This is a genomic window from Microvirga zambiensis WSM3693, assembly GCF_016735695.1.
In the GTDB taxonomy this organism is placed as follows: domain Bacteria; phylum Pseudomonadota; class Alphaproteobacteria; order Rhizobiales; family Beijerinckiaceae; genus Microvirga; species Microvirga zambiensis.
Genome location: NZ_JAERQD010000001.1, coordinates 1 through 17,838, shown reverse-complemented (window position 1 = coordinate 17,838; position 17,838 = coordinate 1). Strand labels below are relative to the sequence as shown.

At 65.4% G+C, this 17,838-nt stretch carries 18 protein-coding genes; 6 read left to right on the top strand and 12 right to left on the bottom strand.

Annotation, left to right across the window (positions count from 1 at the left end; translation table 11 throughout):
- The first annotated feature begins 1 nt into the window (after position 1).
- Positions 2-886: a ParB/RepB/Spo0J family partition protein gene (locus JKL46_RS00085; RefSeq protein ID WP_201829051.1), complete on the top strand. Its 885-nt coding sequence runs from the start codon at positions 2-4 to the stop codon at positions 884-886.
- Positions 887-935: 49 nt separating this feature from the next.
- Here JKL46_RS00085 and JKL46_RS00080 read toward each other — a convergent pair whose 3' ends face one another.
- The 4 genes from JKL46_RS00080 to leuS all read right to left on the bottom strand — a co-directional run bounded on the left by JKL46_RS00080 (position 936) and on the right by leuS (position 5,776).
- The gene (locus JKL46_RS00080) at positions 936-1,166 is read right to left on the bottom strand and encodes a helix-turn-helix domain-containing protein (RefSeq protein WP_201829049.1); all 231 of its coding nucleotides are present in this window, start codon (positions 1,164-1,166) and stop codon (positions 936-938) included.
- A gap of 445 nt (positions 1,167-1,611) precedes the next feature.
- Positions 1,612-2,631 (bottom strand): DNA polymerase III subunit delta, encoded by a 1,020-nt coding sequence (holA, locus tag JKL46_RS00075; protein WP_201829047.1) that lies wholly within the window; start codon positions 2,629-2,631, stop codon positions 1,612-1,614.
- Positions 2,632-2,634: 3 nt separating this feature from the next.
- The gene (gene lptE / locus JKL46_RS00070) at positions 2,635-3,168 is read right to left on the bottom strand and encodes an LPS assembly lipoprotein LptE (protein WP_201829045.1); all 534 of its coding nucleotides are present in this window, start codon (positions 3,166-3,168) and stop codon (positions 2,635-2,637) included.
- Positions 3,155-5,776: a leucine--tRNA ligase gene (gene leuS / locus JKL46_RS00065; RefSeq protein ID WP_201829043.1), complete on the bottom strand. Its 2,622-nt coding sequence runs from the start codon at positions 5,774-5,776 to the stop codon at positions 3,155-3,157. Before leuS ends, lptE begins: the two co-directional genes overlap by 14 nt.
- A gap of 126 nt (positions 5,777-5,902) precedes the next feature.
- Here leuS and JKL46_RS00060 point away from each other — a divergent pair, with 126 nt between their 5' ends.
- A complete protein-coding gene (locus JKL46_RS00060; RefSeq protein ID WP_201829041.1) occupies positions 5,903-6,580 on the top strand; it encodes a YggS family pyridoxal phosphate-dependent enzyme in 678 nt (225 codons plus the stop codon).
- Positions 6,581-6,589: 9 nt separating this feature from the next.
- Here JKL46_RS00060 and JKL46_RS00055 read toward each other — a convergent pair whose 3' ends face one another.
- On the bottom strand, positions 6,590-7,111 hold the full coding sequence (locus tag JKL46_RS00055) for a hypothetical protein (RefSeq protein ID WP_201829039.1): 522 nt from the start codon (positions 7,109-7,111) through the stop codon (positions 6,590-6,592).
- A gap of 158 nt (positions 7,112-7,269) precedes the next feature.
- Positions 7,270-8,265: an aldo/keto reductase gene (locus tag JKL46_RS00050; protein ID WP_201829037.1), complete on the bottom strand. Its 996-nt coding sequence runs from the start codon at positions 8,263-8,265 to the stop codon at positions 7,270-7,272.
- A gap of 116 nt (positions 8,266-8,381) precedes the next feature.
- On the opposite strand from JKL46_RS00050, the gene JKL46_RS00045 reads away from it, so the two are divergent.
- Positions 8,382-9,308 carry a LysR family transcriptional regulator gene (locus tag JKL46_RS00045; RefSeq protein ID WP_201829035.1) on the top strand — a complete coding sequence of 309 codons (927 nt, stop codon included), beginning with the start codon at positions 8,382-8,384 and terminating at the stop codon, positions 9,306-9,308.
- A gap of 58 nt (positions 9,309-9,366) precedes the next feature.
- On the opposite strand, the gene JKL46_RS00040 is transcribed toward JKL46_RS00045, so the two are convergent.
- Entirely contained in the window at positions 9,367-9,513 is a 147-nt protein-coding gene (locus JKL46_RS00040) for a hypothetical protein (protein ID WP_201829033.1), read from the bottom strand.
- A 123-nt stretch (positions 9,514-9,636) separates the two neighbouring features.
- Here JKL46_RS00040 and JKL46_RS00035 point away from each other — a divergent pair, with 123 nt between their 5' ends.
- On the top strand, positions 9,637-11,154 hold the full coding sequence (locus JKL46_RS00035) for an ABC-F family ATP-binding cassette domain-containing protein (RefSeq protein WP_201829723.1): 1,518 nt from the start codon (positions 9,637-9,639) through the stop codon (positions 11,152-11,154).
- A 165-nt stretch (positions 11,155-11,319) separates the two neighbouring features.
- Here the strand turns inward: JKL46_RS00035 and JKL46_RS00030 are convergent, their stop codons facing one another.
- Positions 11,320-11,853 (bottom strand): L,D-transpeptidase family protein, encoded by a 534-nt coding sequence (locus JKL46_RS00030; protein ID WP_201829031.1) that lies wholly within the window; start codon positions 11,851-11,853, stop codon positions 11,320-11,322.
- Positions 11,854-12,105: 252 nt separating this feature from the next.
- Here JKL46_RS00030 and JKL46_RS00025 point away from each other — a divergent pair, with 252 nt between their 5' ends.
- Together JKL46_RS00025 and JKL46_RS00020 are read left to right on the top strand one after the other, a co-directional pair.
- Entirely contained in the window at positions 12,106-12,792 is a 687-nt protein-coding gene (locus JKL46_RS00025; RefSeq protein WP_201829029.1) for a response regulator transcription factor, read from the top strand.
- A gap of 9 nt (positions 12,793-12,801) precedes the next feature.
- The gene (locus tag JKL46_RS00020; RefSeq protein WP_201829027.1) at positions 12,802-13,281 is read left to right on the top strand and encodes a cyclic nucleotide-binding domain-containing protein; all 480 of its coding nucleotides are present in this window, start codon (positions 12,802-12,804) and stop codon (positions 13,279-13,281) included.
- Between the two features lie 182 nt (positions 13,282-13,463).
- Here JKL46_RS00020 and JKL46_RS00015 read toward each other — a convergent pair whose 3' ends face one another.
- The 4 genes from JKL46_RS00015 to JKL46_RS36780 all read right to left on the bottom strand — a co-directional run.
- Entirely contained in the window at positions 13,464-15,533 is a 2,070-nt protein-coding gene (locus JKL46_RS00015) for a methyl-accepting chemotaxis protein (RefSeq protein WP_201829025.1), read from the bottom strand.
- A gap of 79 nt (positions 15,534-15,612) precedes the next feature.
- Entirely contained in the window at positions 15,613-16,428 is an 816-nt protein-coding gene (gene xth / locus JKL46_RS00010) for an exodeoxyribonuclease III (RefSeq protein WP_201829023.1), read from the bottom strand.
- A gap of 227 nt (positions 16,429-16,655) precedes the next feature.
- A complete protein-coding gene (locus JKL46_RS00005; protein ID WP_246529070.1) occupies positions 16,656-17,570 on the bottom strand; it encodes an outer-membrane lipoprotein carrier protein LolA in 915 nt (304 codons plus the stop codon).
- A gap of 167 nt (positions 17,571-17,737) precedes the next feature.
- The coding region (locus JKL46_RS36780) for a DNA translocase FtsK (protein ID WP_425493230.1) at positions 17,738-17,838 on the bottom strand (101 nt) is incomplete at its 5' end.

The window sequence follows — 17,838 nt, the reverse complement described above, 5'->3', positions numbered from 1 at the left end:
AATGGCAGAAGAAGGTAAGTCGCGCCTGGGTCGTGGATTGGCCGCCCTGATCGGCGAGGTGGGGGACGAGATGGGCAACCTCGAGCGCAAGGGCTTCGTGCCGCGCTCGGTGCCGGTGGAGTTCCTGCGCCCGAACCCGCGCAACCCGCGCAAGGTCTTCGACGACGCGGATCTAGGCGAGCTGACACAGTCGATCAAGGATCGCGGCATCATCCAGCCCATCGTGGTGCGGTCGATCCCGAACCATAGGGACGAATTCGAGATCGTCGCCGGCGAGCGCCGCTGGCGCGCGGCGCAGAAGGCGGGGCTGCACCGGGTGCCGGTGGTCATCGTCAGCATCGACGACAAGACATCGCTCGAATACGCGATCCTCGAGAACGTCCAGCGCGCCGATCTCAACCCGATCGAGGAGGCGGAAGGCTATTCGCGCCTGATGGCCGAGTTCTCCTACACGCAGGAGAATCTCTCAAAAGTCATCGGCAAGAGCCGCAGCCACATCGCCAACACTTTGCGTCTCACCGATCTGCCTGTCGGCGTGCGCAAGATGCTGATGGAGCGCAAGCTCACCGCCGGCCACGGCCGCGCGCTGCTCTCGGTGAAGGATCCGGTCCAGGTGGCGAAGCGCGTCCTCGACGAGGGCCTGAGCGTGCGCCAGGTCGAGGAGATCGCGCAGACCGATAATGCCTCGCCGGCGAAGACGGAGGCCAAGGCGGCCAAGCCCGCCAAGGCGGAGAAGGATCCCGACACAAGGGCGCTCGAAAAAGCGCTGCAGGACGTGCTCGGCCTCACGGTGAGCATCGACCACAAGGGCAGCGGCGGTGAATTGCGCATCAAGTACAAGACCCTGGACCAGCTCGACGGCTTGTGCCGGCGGTTGAATCCGTAAGGCGCTTGCGCCACCAGCCGCGACGGAAGGGTCGCGGCATCGCAGAGCCTCAGCCCTGTGTCGGCGGCGGGCCATCCGGCTTGAGAAGGTCGAGATGGCTGACGCCCAAAGCCTGCGCCAGCTCATGGACCGTCACGATCGTCGGGTTCCTTCGGCCCCGCTCGAGGCTGCTGAGATATTGCTGGCTCAATCCGGACCGCTCCTCGACCTGTTCCTGGGTCAAGCCTTTTTCTCGCCTGATCCGGGCGAAATTGCTACCGATGAGCTTGCGCATATCCATGCACAGCGCAGTGACGCTTTTGCTGGACGAAGTTTATCAACTATAATATGTATTTCGGGTGTCCTCACAGCCGAGCCCGGAACCATGAACGAGACCTATTCCTTCTGAGCCGATCTGCTCGACAAATTTCATACCGCAACTCCATGGATTCAGGCGCTGTGGCTTGTCGGGATGGCCGGGACGAGCCCGGCCATGACGGGTGATGGTGTGATCCCGGTGAGCGAAACTAGGGGTCCATGGCGTCGCGCTCATGAGTGGATTCCCTTTCCCTGCAATGGCTGCGCCATGTCCGGCCGGGAATGACACCGTCCCTCATGCCGCCCTCCACCGTCATCCCCGGGCCTGTCCCGGGGACCCACGTCTTTGCAGCGTGGTGGTTCCCAAGACGTGGGTGATCGGGACAAGCCCGGCCATGACGTCGCGATTTATATCTCCTCGGGGTGCCCTACCGCCGTGCCGCCCGGGCAATGTCTAGCAGCGTCTTCGCCGCGATCGTGTCGTCGAGATCGGCCATGCGGCGCGTCTGCAGGAGGCTCGTCTGAAGCAGCGAAATCGCGCTCCTGAGGCTGTCGCCGGTCCAGCGCTGGAGATGGCGCTCGACCAGGGGTTTGCGCCGGAAATGCAGGCTGCGCATGGTTTCCATCACCGTCGGAATCGGGCGACCTTCCTCAACGGAAAGGCGGGCATTCAGCAGCATCAACGCGTGGCGGAGCGCCGCGCCGAGCAGCACGGAGGCGTTGACGCCCTCTGCGGCGAGGCGCCGGGAGCCGGTCTCGAGCCCCGTACCCTCGCCGGCGAAGGCGGCATCGACCACCGCATCCATGGCGAGGCTCGACACGTCGCTCATGATCGCATCCACGTCGGCAAGCGTAATCTCGCGCTGCCCATGGGCGTAGAGCATCAGCTTGGAGAGTTCGCCGCGGGTGGCGAGGCGGTCGCCGCCGAGGCTCGCGATCAGGGCGGTGCGGGCCTCGCGCTGGATCGAAAAGCCGTTGTCTTTCAAGGTTTCGTCGACGACGTTACCGAGATCGCGTCCGGAATCGGCATAGCAGGGCAGGGCGAGTGCCTTCTGCGAGCGCTCGCACAGGGTGCGCAGGGGCGAGGATTTCTGCAGGTCGCCGCCCTCGATGACAATCACCGTGTCCTGTAACTCGCCCTTCAGGACCGCATCGACGGCCGGTGCGATGTTGCGCGAGGTGGATTTCACCCAGATGGCGCGCTTGGCGCCGAACAGGCCCATGGTTCCGGCCTCGTCGGCAAGGCGCGCGGGATCGGCGGCGATGTCGTCGCCGTCGATCCGGATGAGCTGGAACGGGTCCGCGGGGTCATCGACCGAGCGCTCGGCGACAAGGCGGGCACGCTCGTTGATCAGACCCATATCGGGCCCGTAGAACAGGAACAGACCGATGCGCGGATCGGGGCGCCGCAGCGCTCCATCCACGTCTCCGGCTTTGACCGCGACCATGGATCAGCTGTTCGCGAGCACCGCCGACAGCCGGGTGCGCACCTGCTGCGCCAGATCCTTGGCGAGCCTGATCTCCGCATCGCGGTTGGCACGGATATTGGCGAAGCGCTGCGGGAAGCGGTCGAAGCTGGCGGAGGAGGTCGCTACGCCCGTGGTCACGACGGTCTTTCCGTCGAGGCTTGTCAGGGTGTAGGTGAGCGTGCCGCCGAGGATCACCGAGCTCGGCGCGCCGATCTGGGTATCGATCACCGGGCTCGACTGGCTCTGGGCCAAGACCATCTTCAGGGCATAACGCTTCGGCGTGTCAGATCCCGAACCGTTCAGGGCGTAGATCATCTCGCTGCGCAGATAATGCCCCGTATTCGCAAGCGCCGGCGGCCATTGCACCTCCGGCACGTCGATGGCGGCGAGCACCGTCTGGAGCGACTGGCCGGATGCGGTCGGACCGTAGAGCGGCCGGAAGCACGCGGACAGGCCGAGAGAAAGGCCTGCCACCACTGCAACGCGGGCAAGGACCCTGAAACTAAGCGACGACATTCACGATCCTTTGGGGAACGACGATGATCTTGCGGGCGGGCTTCCCGTCGAGCGCCTTCTGCACGGCGTCGAGGGCGAGCACGGCCGCCTCGACTGTAACCTGATCCGCATCGCGGGCAACCGTCACGTCGGCGCGCTTCTTGCCGTTCACCTGCACCGGCAGGGTGATCGTGTTCTCGACGAGCAGCGAGCGGTCGAGCTGCGGCCAGGCGGCATCGGCGACGAGGCCGGGCTGCTGAAGCGTCTCCCAGCATTCCTCGGCCAGATGCGGCATCATCGGGCCTAAGAGCTGCACGAAGATGCGTCCGGCTTCCGCAAAAGCCCCGCCCAGGCCCGGCTCGTCCGCATTCTTGGCCTGGTTCGCCAGATCCTGCAGGGCATTGGCGAGCTCGTAGAGCTGGGCGACGCAGCGGTTGAAGCGCAGGCGCTCCACATCGTCCTCGACGGCGGCGAGCGCCCTGTGCGCGGCCTTGCGCACGGCGGTGGCGATGGGGCCGGTGCCGATGCTCGCGTCCGCGCCGGCCGTGCGGTCGGCGATCTCGCCGACGAGACGCCACACGCGCTGCACGAAGCGGCCCGCGCCCTGCACGCCTTCCTCGGTCCAGATCACGTCGCGCTCAGGCGGCGAGTCGGAGAGCATGAACCAGCGCGCGGTGTCGGCGCCGTAGGAGGCAATGATCTCGTCCGGATCGACCGTGTTCTTCTTCGACTTCGACATCTTCTCGATCGAGCCGATCTCGATCGGGGCGCCGGTCTCCACATGGAAGGCTTTTCGCACGCCGTCGTCGGTTTCGAAGCGCACGTCGGCGGGCAGCACCCAGTTGCCGCTCTCGTCCCTGTAGGTCTCATGCACCACCATGCCTTGCGTGAACAGGCCCGCAAAAGGCTCGTCGATGCCGGCATGGCCGGTCTTCTCCATCGCGCGGGTGAAGAAGCGCGAATAGAGCAGGTGCAGGATCGCGTGCTCGATGCCGCCGATATACTGATCGACCGGCAGCCACGCGTCGACGGTGGCGCGGTCCACCGGCTTGTCCGTCAGGGTCGGATCGGTGAAGCGGGCGAAATACCAGGACGAATCCACGAAGGTGTCCATGGTATCCGTCTCGCGCCGGGCCTTGCCGCCGCATTGCGGGCAATCCACATGCTTCCAGGTCGCATGACGGTCGAGCGGGTTGCCCGGCACGTCGAAGGACACGTCCTCAGGCAGCACCACGGGCAGCTGGTCCTTCGGCACGGGCACGACGCCGCATTCATCGCAATGGATGATCGGGATCGGGCAGCCCCAGTAGCGCTGGCGCGAGATGCCCCAGTCGCGCAGGCGGAAATTCACCTTGCGCTCGCCGACGGCCCGGTTGCCGCGGATTTCGCTCTCGAGGCGGCGCGCGACCTCCTCCTTCGCCTCGTCGATGGTCATGCCGTCGAGGAAGCGGGAATTGATCATCCGGCCGTCGCCGTCATAGGCAACGTCCGTGACCACGAAGCTGGCGGGATCCACGTCCGGCGGGCAGACCACCGGCGTGTTGCCGAGGCCGTACTTGTTGACGAAGTCGAGATCGCGCTGGTCATGCGCCGGGCAGCCGAAGATGGCGCCGGTGCCGTATTCCATCAGGATGAAATTCGCCACATAGACGGGCAGCGTCCAGTCCGGGTCGAAGGGATGCACCGCGCGGACGCCCGTGTCGAAGCCGAGCTTTTCCGCCTTGTCGATGGTCTCCTGCGCCGTGCCCATGCGCTTGGCTTCCTCGATGAAGGCCGCGAGCTCGGGATTCTTCTCGGCAGCCGCCTTCGCCAGCGGATGATCGGGCGCAACCGCCATGAACTTGGCGCCGAACAGGGTGTCGGGACGCGTGGTGTAGATCTGCAGTTCGGTCTCGCCGTTCGGCACCGTTTCCGGCTTCAGGGCGAAGCGGACCATCAGGCCCTCCGAGCGGCCGATCCAGTTGCGCTGCATCAGGCGCACCTTGTCCGGCCAGCGGTCGAGACTGTCGAGCCGGTCGTCGAGATCCTGCGCGTAATCGGTGATTTTCAGGAACCACTGGGTCAGCTCGCGCTGCTCGACGAGCGCGCCCGAGCGCCAGCCGCGGCCGTCGATCACCTGCTCATTGGCGAGCACGGTGTGATCGACCGGATCCCAGTTCACCTTCGCCGTCTTGCGGTCGACGAGGCCTGCTTCCAGGAAGTCGAGGAACAAGCGCTGCTGGTGCTTGTAATAGCTCGGATCGCAGGTCGCGATCTCGCGGCTCCAGTCGATGGCGAGACCCATGGATTGCAGCTGCGAGCGCATGGTGGCGATGTTGGCGTAGGTCCACTCCTTCGGATGGACCTTGTTCTGCATCGCGGCGTTCTCGGCCGGCATGCCGAAGGCGTCCCAGCCCATGGGATGGAGCACGTTGAAGCCCTTGGCGCGCTTGTAGCGCGCCACCACGTCGCCCATGGTGTAGTTGCGCACGTGGCCCATATGGATGCGCCCCGACGGATAGGGGAACATCTCGAGCACGTAGTATTTCGGACGCGGGTCGTCGTTGTTCGTCCGGAACAGGTCGCGGTCGTTCCAGACCTTCCGCCATTTCAGCTCGGCTTCCTTGGCGTTGTAGCGCTCGGGCCTCATTTTTCTTCGCTATCCGTCATGCTGGAGATTCAAGCGGCTTGCGCCGCCACGTTGCGCCGGACTAGGACACAGCTCTCCGGCGCGGTCAACGGTTTCGCGCATGCGAGATGATCATGAGAGGGTCCCATGAGCGAGAACGACGCAGTCGAGGGTTTGAGGCAGGTGCAGGCGAGCATACGGCGCTCCGCATCCGACTATGACCGCGACCCGTCCGCGATCACCCTCGTGGCGGTCTCCAAGACCTTTCCGGCGGAGGCGATCGAGCCGGTTCTAGCGGCCGGCCAGCGGGTCTTCGGCGAGAATTATGTTCAGGAGGCAAAGGCGAAATGGCCTGCCTTGCGCGAGCGCTATGACGGCGTCGAGCTGCACTTGATCGGCCCGCTCCAGTCCAACAAGGCGAAGGAGGCGGTGGCGCTCTTCGACGCGATCCAGACGCTGGACCGCCCGTCGCTCGCCGAGGCGCTCGCCAAGGAGATCGCGAAGCAGGGGAAAAAGCCCCGCCTGCTGGTGCAGGTGAATACCGGCGAGGAGCCGCAGAAGGGCGGCGTCGCGCCGTCCGAGCTCGACGCCTTCCTGAATGCCTGCCGCAGCCAATACGGCCTGGAGATCGAGGGCCTGATGTGCATCCCGCCGGCGGAGGATCCGCCGTCGCCGCATTTCGCCCTGCTCAACACGCTCGCCAGGAAGCATGGGCTCAAGACCCTCTCCATGGGCATGAGCGCCGATTTCGATGCCGCGATCCAGCTGGGAGCCACCCATGTGCGGGTCGGCAGTGCGATCTTCGGGAGCCGGGCGAAGGCGTGACAGCGCCTGTCAATGCACCATCAGGGCACTGGTAAACCGCTTCTTCTTCGCATCCCACCAGTAGAGCATGGTCGAGCCATCGTCGTAGAAAAAGATGCCGGGATTCCTCAGCGCGAAGGTCCTGGGCGGATGAGCCACGCAATCCTCGAAGCAGTTCGCCCTCCAGGGGCCGGGTTTGGCCACGCGGATTCCCGCTTCCAGCAGGGGCGACTTGTCCGCATCGGTCCCGTCCCTGTTCTCCCCGGACAGCACCAGAACGTGAAGCCCGCTTTTGAGGGAGACGACGAGCCCGCGGGCCCCATCCGTCGCTCTGACGGCAATCAGGGCCTTGTCCTTTGCCTTGTCGCCATCGAAGTCGGCCTCGATCGTCGACGGATCGGCATCTTTTTGCGGAGTATCGCCGATGCGCGCTTTCTCCTCCTCGGCCGTCAACGCCCGCCAGGCGCCGAGATCCTGAGCGACGGCATCTGGAAGAATCGACAGGCCGATTCCGGTACTCAAGACGATGCGAAGGAGGGCGTGCGAAGGCATGAAGCAGGTCCTGCGAGGCGATTGAGATCTGTTATAGCAAATCCCTCGCATTCGTCATGGCCGGGCTTGTCCCGGCCATCTCGATCCCTTAAAGCGCTGCGCTTTTCCTAATCGAGATCACCGGCACAAAGCCGGTGATGACGTCGAAGGGGCACACCTCACCCCCGCTCGCTGTCCAGCATGCCCATCTGCGCCGATGGATAACGCTCACCGGCGGCGACGCCCTTTGGAACGATCCGCTCGATGGTCACAAGATCCTCCTTCGTCAGCGTCACGTCGAGGGCGCCGAGGGCTTCGGCGAGCCGGTCGCGGCGGCGGGCGCCGATGAGGGGGATGATGTCCTCGCCCTGCGCCGCAACCCAGGCGATGGCGTTCTGGGCGACGCTGACGCCCTTACTGTCCGCCAGGGACCTGAGGCCTTCGACGAGGGCGAGGTTCTTCTCCACGTTGCCGTCCTGAAAGCGCGGGCTGTGCTGGCGGAAATCGCCCTGGCCCTGGGAGCCCTTCTGCCAATGGCCGCTGATCAGCCCGCGGGAGAGCACGCCATAGGCGGTGATGCCGATGCCGAGCTCGCGGCAGGCGGGCAGGATGCTGTCCTCGATGCCGCGCGAGATCAGGGAATACTCGATCTGCAGATCGCAGATCGGATGCACGGCGGCTGCGCGGCGGATGGTGTCGGCGCCGACCTCCGAAAGGCCGATATGGCCCACATAGCCCGCCTTCACCATGTCGGCGATGGCGCCGATCGTGTCCTCGATCGGCACGTTCGGATCGAGCCTTGCCGGGCGGTAGATGTCGATGTGATCGACCCGCAGGCGCTGCAGGGTGTAGGCGAGGAAGCTTTTGACGGCTTGGGGCCTCGCATCGTAGCCGAGCCAGGCGCCGGACGGCTCACGCATGGCGCCGAATTTCACGCTCAGGATCGCCCGGTCGCGGTCGCGGCCCTGCAGCGCCTCGCCGATCAGTATTTCATTATGGCCCATGCCATAAAAGTCGCCCGTGTCGAGCAGGGTGATGCCGGCCTCCAGCGCCGCATGGATGGTGGCGATGCTCTCGGCCCGATCCGCCGGTCCGTACATGCCCGACATGCCCATGCAGCCGAGGCCGAAGGCGGACACTTCGGGGCCGGTTTGTCCCAATTGGCGATAGTGCATCGATGGTCTCCTGAAAATCTCGGCCGGCGCGTTCGCTGGCATGAACGGATCATGCCCGCTTCCGGTTCGTGCGATAATCCGGCATAAACGAAACAGGCTGTTTGGGTTTTCGAACAATGCGCGATGTCGATCTCGCCGATCTCGAAGCCTTCGCGGCGGTGGCGCGGGCGCGGAGCTTCCGCAGCGTCGCCCGCCTGCGCGGGGTTTCGGCCTCGTCCCTGAGCGAGGCCCTGCGTCGCCTGGAAGCGCGGCTCGGGGTGCGGCTTCTCAACCGCACCACCCGCAGCGTCACGCCGACGGAGGCGGGTGAGCGGCTGCTGGAACGGCTGAGCCCGGCGCTCGGCGAAGTCGCCGCCGCGCTCGATGCGGTCAACGGCTTTCGCGATTCGCCAAGCGGGACCCTGCGCCTCAATGTGCCGACCGCCGTGGCGCGGCTGGTGCTGCCGCCAATCCTCGGGCCGTTTCTCTCCGCTCATCCGGGCATCGCTCTGGAGGTGACCACGGAGGACAGCTTCGTCGACGTGCTGGCGGCGGGCTTCGATGCCGGCATCCGCTACGACGAGCGGCTGGAGAAGGACATGATCGCCGTGCCCATCGGCCCGCGCGTGCAGCGCTTCGCCGTCGTCGGCGCGCCGGCCTATTTCGAAGCGCATGGAAGGCCCTTACATCCGAAGGACATTCTCAATCACGCCTGCATCCGCCATCGCTTTGCCAGCGGTGTGATGCATCCGTGGGAATTCGAGCGCGACGGCGAAGTGGTGAAGATCACGCCGAATGCCCGCGTGATCGCCAACAGCATCGATCTCGAGATCGCCGCCGCTATCCAGGGGCTCGGGCTGATCGCCACCTTCGCAGGCTTCGTCGAGCCGCATGTGAAAAGCGGCGCGCTGGTCTCGGTGCTGGACGAGTGGCTGCCGCCGTTCTCCGGACCCTTCATCTATTACGCGAGCCGCCGGCATATGCCGGCGCCGCTGCGCGCTTTCGTCGATTTCATCAAGCGCCGTGCGGCGGGAGACGTTGCATCGACAGTGCTTTCCGGTTAATTCTTGCGCAGCGATCCACATCGAACCGAAGGAGGGCTGCATGTGCGAAGCGGTGCATCTACGCATGTTCGGCCCCTGGAATGCCCTGCAGCAGCTTGTTGCAGGGCCGGCCATCGAACGGATCTGACGGCAGGTTTTTATTGCCGCATTTTCTTAAAGCAAAACCGGTTTCCACTTTTGCTGAAAATGCTCCGCCTGCTTTCATCTCATCCTGGTCAGCTCTGAACGGCTTATCGCGCCTGTGATCCACAAGGATCGGTCGCGCATGACACGTTCCAGACTTTTTAGCGCGCAGCCTTTGCCTGCGCGCCGCACCAGTGAGATCCTCATGGCCTCCTTGAGCCTTCGCAATGTCGGCGTTATCGCCCACACGCCCCTGTTCAAAAACCTCGACCTCGTCATCGGCGAGGGCGACCGCATCGGTCTCGTCGCCGCCAACGGCGCCGGAAAATCGACCCTTCTGAAATGCCTCGCCGGCTTCATGGAGCCGACGCATGGCGATATCGTCCGCTCGCGCGGTCTGCGCGTCGCGCTCGTCGAGCAGGATGTTCCCCAAAACCTGCTCGACGTGATGCTGCACGACGTTCTGCTCGACGCACTTCCCAGTGACGAGCGGGACAGCCAGCAATGGCGCGTCGACATGGTGCTCGACGAGTTCGAGACGCCGGCCGAACTGCGCATGCTTCCGATGCGCGCGCTCAGCGGCGGCTGGCAGCGTTTGGCGCTGATCGCACGCGCCTGGATCACGCAGCCGGATCTGCTGCTGCTCGACGAGCCCACCAACCATCTCGATCTCGAAAAGCTGTTCAAGCTCGAGGCCTGGGTCGGCGTGGCGGGCTACACGGCGCCCATCGTCGTGGCGAGCCACGACCGCGATTTCCTCGACGCCTGCACCACGAAAACGCTGTTCCTGCGGCCGGAGGAATCGATCTCTTTCGCGCATCCTTATCGCCGTGCCCGTGACCTGCTCGACGCGCACGATTCAGCTGCGCAGACGCAGCGCGAAAAAACTCTGCGCGAGGTCAAGCGCCTGCGCCAGAGCGCCTCGGAACTGCGCAATGTCGGCATCAACAGCGGCAGCGATGCGGCGCAGGTGAAATCGGCACAGATCAAACGCCGCGCCGATGCGCTGGAACAGGCTGCTCGCGCCGTGCACAGGGAACGGCCGGGCGAGATCAGGCTCGGCAACCGCGGCACCCACGCGCGCGTGCTCGTGGCGCTCGACAACGTTACTGTCCTGTCACCGGACGGACGCAGGCTCTTTGCAATCCCGAAGCTAGAAATCGCGCAAGGAGATCGCATCATCGTGCTCGGCCGCAACGGTGCCGGCAAGTCGCAGTTCGTGCGCCTGCTGCACAATGCGATGGTGACGCCGGAGGGATGCGACGGCATCCGCGTGAGCCCGAGCCTCGCGCTCGGCTTCGTGGATCAGGACATGCGGCAATTGCCGGAAAAAGGCACCGCGCACGACTTCATCCTGTCAGGCTTCCGACTCGGCGATCAGCGCAGCCGCGCGGTGCTGGCGGAGGCGGGCTTTCCCATCGAGAAACAGGGCTTGCCCATCGCAAAACTCTCGCCGGGCCAGAAGGCGCGGCTCGGGCTTCTGGCCCTGCGCCTGTCCGAGCCGAATTTCTATCTCATGGACGAGCCCACCAACCACGTGGACATCCCCGGCCGCGAGCAGCTCGAAGCGGAGATTCTCGACAACGAGGCGACCTGCATCGTCGTCTCTCACGACCGCAGCTTCGTCAAAGCCATCGGCACGCGGTTTCTGCTCATCGAGAAGGGAAGGTTGCGCGAGATCGACGGGCCGGAGGTGTTTTACGAGAGTGTGGTTGGTGCGTAGTGCCGGCCATCATACCCACCTACGTCATCACCGGCCTCGTGCCGGTGATCCCGATTGTCTGAAGCGCCGTGCTCTTCGGATCGGGATGGCCGGGACACGCGCGGCCATGACGTGAAAGGGCGTCAATCCCGGATCGAACTCGATGATGGCCATCACGACGGGGTGTCACCCCACGATCTCGATCCGCGTGTCCGGCCCGATCCGCTCCATGAGGCGGCGGATCATGCGTTTCTCTATCGCCACGCAACCTTCCGTCGCCGAGAAGCCGGGGCGGGCGAGGTGCAGGAAGATGGCGCTGCCGCGGCCTTTGACGATCGGGCCGCGGTTCCAGGCGATGTCGAGCACCACGTCATAGAGATGGTCGTCCCGCCACATCTTTTCGTGGCTGGTGGGGCAGGGCAGGGGGACGAGGCGGTTGTAGCGGCGATCCCGCATGTCGTCGGACCAGCCGTCATGGGGCCTAATCGGCTTGAGGACCAAGCCCGTCCGGGGCCGGGGGCCGTGGTCGGCCCGGTAGAAGCCCTGCAGGATCCGGAAGCGCCCGACCGGCGAGGCGCCGTCGCCCTCGCGCTTGGCGCGGCTCGTCCCGGAGCGCCCGAGTGCGCAGGGCAGCACGAGGTTGCCGGCTTCCAGCCGCCCGCGCCGGTGGTCGAGGGGTGAGCGGAAGACGCGGATGACATTGACGCGAGACGGTTTCATGGGCAGTGGAAGGGACGTGATGCCCCTCTTGTTGTCAAGCTGGGAATGACTACTCTTATGCCTCGAGCATGATCCGAAGCTCAAGGCTCGCGCCGGCGTCATGCCAGGCCGCGATTTTCGACCCGGATCGTGCGCGGCGACAAGGGGCGGACGAACCAGCTTGAGACCCAAGAGGTTTTTAGTATCTGGGGTTCCCGCTTCCGGAAGGCCGCGCCAGCGACTTTTGCGATTCATCGTGTTGAAGGGTTTGAGATGTCGAATGCAAGCCGCCTCCTCGTCGTCGATGACGATCAGGACCTGCGCGACACCCTGGCCGAACAGCTCGGTTTCTATGACGAGTTCCAGGTCGCAACCGCCGAGACGGCCAACGGCGCCATCGAGGCGGTGAAGGGCGACCGGATCGATCTCGCCATCATGGATGTGGGCCTGCCCGACATGGACGGGCGCGAAGCGGTCAAGGTCATGCGGCAGAACGGCTTCCGCAGCCCGATCATCATGCTCACCGCTCAAGGCTCGGACAGCGACACCGTGATGGGCCTGGAGGCCGGCGCCAACGATTATGTGGTCAAGCCCTTCAAATTCGCGGTCCTGCTCGCCCGCATCCGCGCGCAGCTGCGCCAATACGAGGCGAGCGAGGATGCGGTGTTCCAGATCGGGCCCTACATCTTCCGCCCGGGCTCGAAGCTGCTCACCACGGAAAAGGGCTCCAAGCTCAAGCTGACCGAGAAGGAAACGGCGATCCTGCGCTATCTCTACCGCGCGGGCCAGGCGGTGGTGGGCCGCGACACCCTGCTCACCGAGGTCTGGGGCTACAATTCGAATGTGACCACCCACACCCTCGAGACGCATATCTACCGTCTGCGTCAGAAGATCGAATCCGACCCGTCCAATGCCAGCATCCTCGTGACCGAGCCCGGCGGCTACAAGCTGATCCCCTAAAACACCATCATGGCGCTCGACGACGACATCGCGATTTTGAGCCAGGCGCCCCTGTTCGGCCTGCTGGAGAAGGATGCCCTGCGCCTCGTCGCCTTCGCCTCGGAGAACCGGACTTTTCGCGAGGGCGATGTCCTGTTCCGCAAGGGCGACCGCTCGGACGGAGGCTATGTGGTGAGCCGCGGCGCCATCGCCCTCGATGCGCTGGAGGACGGCTCGCCCGAGACGTTTCTCGCCGGCCCCGGGGCGCTCATCGGACAGGCAGCCCTGTTCGCCCGCATCGAGCGCCGTGCCACGGCCACGGCCCGCGAACCGTCGACGATCATCCGCGTCAGCCCGAGCCTCATGCGCCGGGTGCTGGAGGAATTCCCGGACGCCGCCGAGGCGATCCGGGAGGCGATGGCCGAGGAGCTCGTCCGCCTTAGCGAGGGGCTGGAACGGGTGCGCCAGCAGCTCATCGCCATCGACGGCGAGAGCGAGCCCGAAGGTTAGAGGCTGGTTCCTGAAGGATGCGCCCCCGTAGCCCTCATCCTGAGGAGGACCGTAAGGTCCGTCTCGAAGGACGAGGGCGTCTCCAGTGCTCTCTGAAACCTCCTTCGAGACGCCGCTTTCAGCGGCTCCTCAGGATGAGGTCGGAGAATTTCGAGCCGGCCTTCCTGAGGCCCGCTCCGTTGTTAGGCGGCCTTGACCCCCGACAGGAACGAGCCGACCTCCGCGCCGAGGGTTTCGGAATGGCGGGCGAGTTCCTGTGCCGAGGCGAGCACCTGCGCCGCTGCCGTGCCGGTCTCGCCGGCGCCCTGACGCACGTCGTTGATGTTGCCCGTGACCGCTTCCGTGCCGCGCGCGGCCTCCTGCACGTTGCGCGAGATCTCGGAGGTGGCGGCGCCCTGCTCCTCCATGGCGGCGGAGATCGACACCGAGATCTGGGACATCTCGCCGATGGTGCGGGCGATGGTCTCGATGGCGTGCACCGCCTCGACCGTCGCCTGCTGCACGCCGCCGATCTGTGCGGAGATCTCTTCCGTCGCCTTCGAGGTCTGGCTCGCGAGGTTCTTCACCTCGCTTGCCACGACCGCGAAGCCCTTGCCGGCCTCGCCCGCGCGGGCCGCCTCGATGGTGGCGTTGAGCGCGAGCAGGTTGGTCTGCGACGCGATGTTGTTGATGAGCTGGATCACGTCGCCGATGCGCTCGGCCGAGGCGGCGAGCGCCTGCACGGTCGCGGTGGTGCGCTGCGCCTCCGTCACGGCCTGCTCGGCGATGCGCGAGGACTGGCCGACCTGGGACGCGATCTCGCGGATGGAGATCGAGAGCTCCTCCGTCGCCGCGGCCACCGTCTGCACATTGGCGGAGGTCTGCTCGGCCGCGGAGGCGACCGTCACCGACTGGCTCGTGGTCTGGTCCGCCACGGCGGTCATCGAGCGGGCGGTGCCTTCCATGCGCGAAGCCGCGGTGGACAACCCGTTGGTGAGCACCGAGACATTGGCCTCGAACTGCTTCGTCAGCCGGTCGAGCACTTGAGCGCGGCGCATCTTCGCGTCGGCCTCCACCGCCGCGGCCTCGTCCGCGTCGCGCTTGGCGATCAGCGCATCCTTGAAGATCTGCACCGCGCCGGCCATGGCGCCGATCTCGTCGGCGCGGCCGGTATCGGTGACGGCAACGCCCGTATCGCCATGGGCGAGCGCCTTCATGGTCTGCGTCATGCGTGCGATCGGGGTTGCGAGCGAGCGGGCGGCCCACCAGGCACCGGCGAGGGCGAGCACCAGCAGTCCCATCGCCGTCAGCAGCATCAGGTTGCGGGCGTCCAGCGCCCCGTCGATCATGGCGTCGACGGGGATCGAGACGGCGAGGAGCCAGGGCTCCTCGATGCCGGGGAAGGTCACCGGGACGACCGCGCGATAGGTCTCGACGCCGGCATCCTCGATCACGGTGTCGGCGAAGCCGGCCGATGCGGCTTTTTCCTTCAACCCGGCGAGCAGGGAATCCTCGGCGCGCCTGCCGAGAAGCTGCGCATCCCTGTTGGCGACCCACAAGCCGCCGGCGCCGACGAGGCTCGCCGTGCCCGCCCCGAAGGGCTTGAGCGCCGCGATGGTTTCGGCGATCGCGTTCAGGCTCATATCGGCCGTGATCACGCCGACCGGCGTGCCGTAGCGGCGCACGACCACGCTCACGGTCGACATCAGCACCTCTTTCCCCTCGATGGCATAGGTATAGGCCGGAACGATCTGGCTGCGGTTGTCGCGCAGGGGCTTGGTGTACCAGTTCGCGATGGCCTGCGTCTTCGACAGGTCGAGCGGCTCGACGCCGACCTTACGGTCCTGGCGCCAGAAGAAATAGGGCGCGAAGCGGCCGGTCGGGTCGGAATAGGTATGGGCGAGGAAATCCTTGTCGTGCCCGTCGAGGGCGTTCGGCTCGAAGGCCAGCGTCATGCCGAGCAGATTGGGCTGGCTCTCGACGGTCTTGGCGACGATCTCGGCGAGCTCGTCGCGGTCGACCTTCTGGTCGAAGATCACCGCCTCGACGGCGGAATTCATCACCATGGCTGCCGAGATCGCGCGTCCGATCTCGGCCTGGACCTGTCCCTTGTACTGGTTGAGCAGGGTTTCGGCGGCGACGACCGCCTCGCTCCGGGCGGAGCTCATCATGATCGTCGTGCCTGCGAAGGTCAGGATCGTGCAGGCCCCGACGAAGCCTAGGCCCGCCAGCAGCAGGACCCGGCTTTTGATCGAACGCAGTTTGAGAATCATCCGCTTGCCCCCCAAGGCACCGTCTTTTGGAAAGGAAACGGTTCCTTAGGCAGCTAAGCTTGCCGCTGGCTTGCGGGCGTTACAGCTCCAGCACCGCCGTCACGGGCGCGTGGTCGGAGGGACGGTCCCAGCTGCGGGTGTCGCGGGTGACGTCCATGGAGCGAAGGGTGTCCTGCATGCCTTTGGAGAGCCAGATATGGTCGAGCCGGCGGCCCTTGTCGGCGGCCGCCCAGTCCGGCGAGCGGTAGCTCCACCAGGAATAGATCTTTTCCGGCTCGGGACGGAGGATGCGCATCGCGTCGATCCATTCCGCCTCCTGGCGCAGCTCCTCCAGGGCCGCGGTTTCGACCGGCGTATGGCTCACCACGTCGAGAAGCTGCTTGTGGCTCCAGACGTCGTGCTCGAGCGGCGCCACGTTGAGATCGCCCACGAGGATGGCAGGCGCGGAGGTGGGCTTCGCCTTGCCGCCCCAGGAGCGCATCTCGGCCATGAAATCGAGCTTGTGCCTGAATTTCTCGTTGAGGCCGGGATCGGGAATGTCGCCGCCTGCGGGCACATAGAAATTATGGATCGTCAGCCCCGCCGCCGCCTTGGCCTCGCGGCTCAAGGTGACGGTGATGTGGCGCGCATCCTGGCGGCCGCACATCTCCATCACGCCGGTCTCGGCGAAGGGATAGCGGGAGAGGATGGCGACGCCGTTATAGCCCTTCTGGCCCATATGGACGACGAAGGGATAGCCGAAGGCCTGCAGCTCCTTGAGGGGCAGCTTGTCGTTCGGGCATTTGGTCTCCTGCAGGCACAGGATGTCGGGACGGCGCTCCTTCAGGAAGCGGCCCACCTGGTCGAGGCGCAGGCGAACGGAATTGATGTTCCAGGTCGAGATCGTCAATTGCACGGGAGAAGCCCTCGGAAGATCCCTTCGGCTACGACAGATTTGCGCCGGAGGGAAGGGCACGCTTCCGACCTCTGCGGCTTTCCCAACCTCATCCTGAGGAGCAGCGCAGCTGCGTCTCGAAGGACGAGGGCGCTGGAGACGCCCTCGTCCTTCGAGACGGCCTGACGGCCTCCTCAGGATGAGGGCTCAGGCTGTTGTCTCCGCTTCAGCATTGACTAAATACAGATTTAATTGTTCCCGCCGAGGATCGCCTCGTACTGGATCTTGAACATGTCCTGGTCGATCCGCCGTCCGCGTTCGATCTTGTCGAGCATCACCATCGTCTGGAAGCCCTGTGCGTCGACGATGCGCCACTGGCTCAGGATCTCAACCTGCGGATCGAAATAGAGGGTGATGCGCGAGGTGCCGCCCAGCGTCGAGGAATCCTGCAGATGGATGCGCACCGAATCGCCGTCATTGGTGATGCCGGTGATTCGGATGTCCTGGCCGAGATTGACCCGCTCGCGCAGCAGGAACTTCAGCGGCGTCTGCGAGATCGAATAGAGATCCTGCGTGGCGAGCTTGCGGTCGCGCACGGCGACCGAGCGGCCGTCGGCGATCACCTGCAGGTTGGAGGGCGGGTCGTATTCGAAACGCACCTTGCCGGGGCGCTGGAGAAAGAGTGTTCCTTTCACCCGCCGCCCGTCGCCCCCGACCTGGCTGAAGTCGGCCACCAGGGTGTTGAGATGGGTGAAATAGGCATTGGCCTTCTCCACCACGGCGCTGTTGGACAGGGGCCGCGCCGGAGGAGCGAGCTCGACCGCCGCCGTCGCGAAGGGCGCGATCGCCATGGGCTCGTTGTCGAAATCTTCCTGCATCTCGGCCGCCGGGGGCCTGCTCGGCGGCAGCGGCGTGGTGACGGCCAGAACCTGTTCCGCATTCGCGGGCCGGGGAATAACCGGACGGGGCGGTGAGGCCGGCATCGGTCCGCGATGGAAGAACGCCGTCGGGAGCGAAGAGGCGGAACGACTGAAGCGCTGCGCCGCCACCGACCGCGACGGCGGCATGATCAGCTCGATCGGAAGCGTCTGCCCCATGGCTGGCAGAGCGCCTGCCCCGAAGGACAGGGCGGTTGCCAAGCTGGCGAGGGAGAGGGGACGCATCCGGACGAATCTCCGCGGGAAAGCCATGATGACCGCAGCCTGGCCATTGTCCATGACGCAGAAGAGCCGCAGGCAGGTCAAGGTTCCGATTAGCGCATCGTGCGGAAAAGTGGACCCGGTTTTCACTCGCGTGGCCCGCCGGGTCAGCGAATAACGATGCTCGCCCCTTAATCGTCTCCCTGCGTTTCGAGCAGAATCTCGCGTTTGCCGGCGTGGTTTGCGGGTCCGACGATGCCCTCGTTCTCCATGCGCTCCATCAGCGAGGCGG

Excerpts from the sequence above, each read along its gene's own strand:
- JKL46_RS00085 (WP_201829051.1), top strand. The coding sequence starts at position 2 with ATGGCAGAAGAAGGTAAGTCGCGCCTGGGTCGTGGATTGGCCGCCCTG.
- JKL46_RS00080 (WP_201829049.1), bottom strand. The coding sequence starts at position 1,166 with ATGGATATGCGCAAGCTCATCGGTAGCAATTTCGCCCGGATCAGGCGA.
- holA (WP_201829047.1), bottom strand. The coding sequence starts at position 2,631 with ATGGTCGCGGTCAAAGCCGGAGACGTGGATGGAGCGCTGCGGCGCCCC.
- lptE (WP_201829045.1), bottom strand. The coding sequence starts at position 3,168 with ATGTCGTCGCTTAGTTTCAGGGTCCTTGCCCGCGTTGCAGTGGTGGCA.
- leuS (WP_201829043.1), bottom strand. The coding sequence starts at position 5,776 with ATGAGGCCCGAGCGCTACAACGCCAAGGAAGCCGAGCTGAAATGGCGG.
- JKL46_RS00060 (WP_201829041.1), top strand. The coding sequence starts at position 5,903 with ATGAGCGAGAACGACGCAGTCGAGGGTTTGAGGCAGGTGCAGGCGAGC.
- JKL46_RS00055 (WP_201829039.1), bottom strand. The coding sequence starts at position 7,111 with ATGCCTTCGCACGCCCTCCTTCGCATCGTCTTGAGTACCGGAATCGGC.
- JKL46_RS00050 (WP_201829037.1), bottom strand. The coding sequence starts at position 8,265 with ATGCACTATCGCCAATTGGGACAAACCGGCCCCGAAGTGTCCGCCTTC.
- JKL46_RS00045 (WP_201829035.1), top strand. The coding sequence starts at position 8,382 with ATGCGCGATGTCGATCTCGCCGATCTCGAAGCCTTCGCGGCGGTGGCG.
- JKL46_RS00040 (WP_201829033.1), bottom strand. The coding sequence starts at position 9,513 with ATGAAAGCAGGCGGAGCATTTTCAGCAAAAGTGGAAACCGGTTTTGCT.
- JKL46_RS00035 (WP_201829723.1), top strand. The coding sequence starts at position 9,637 with ATGGCCTCCTTGAGCCTTCGCAATGTCGGCGTTATCGCCCACACGCCC.
- JKL46_RS00030 (WP_201829031.1), bottom strand. The coding sequence starts at position 11,853 with ATGAAACCGTCTCGCGTCAATGTCATCCGCGTCTTCCGCTCACCCCTC.
- JKL46_RS00025 (WP_201829029.1), top strand. The coding sequence starts at position 12,106 with ATGTCGAATGCAAGCCGCCTCCTCGTCGTCGATGACGATCAGGACCTG.
- JKL46_RS00020 (WP_201829027.1), top strand. The coding sequence starts at position 12,802 with ATGGCGCTCGACGACGACATCGCGATTTTGAGCCAGGCGCCCCTGTTC.
- JKL46_RS00015 (WP_201829025.1), bottom strand. The coding sequence starts at position 15,533 with ATGATTCTCAAACTGCGTTCGATCAAAAGCCGGGTCCTGCTGCTGGCG.
- JKL46_RS00005 (WP_246529070.1), bottom strand. The coding sequence starts at position 17,570 with ATGCGTCCCCTCTCCCTCGCCAGCTTGGCAACCGCCCTGTCCTTCGGG.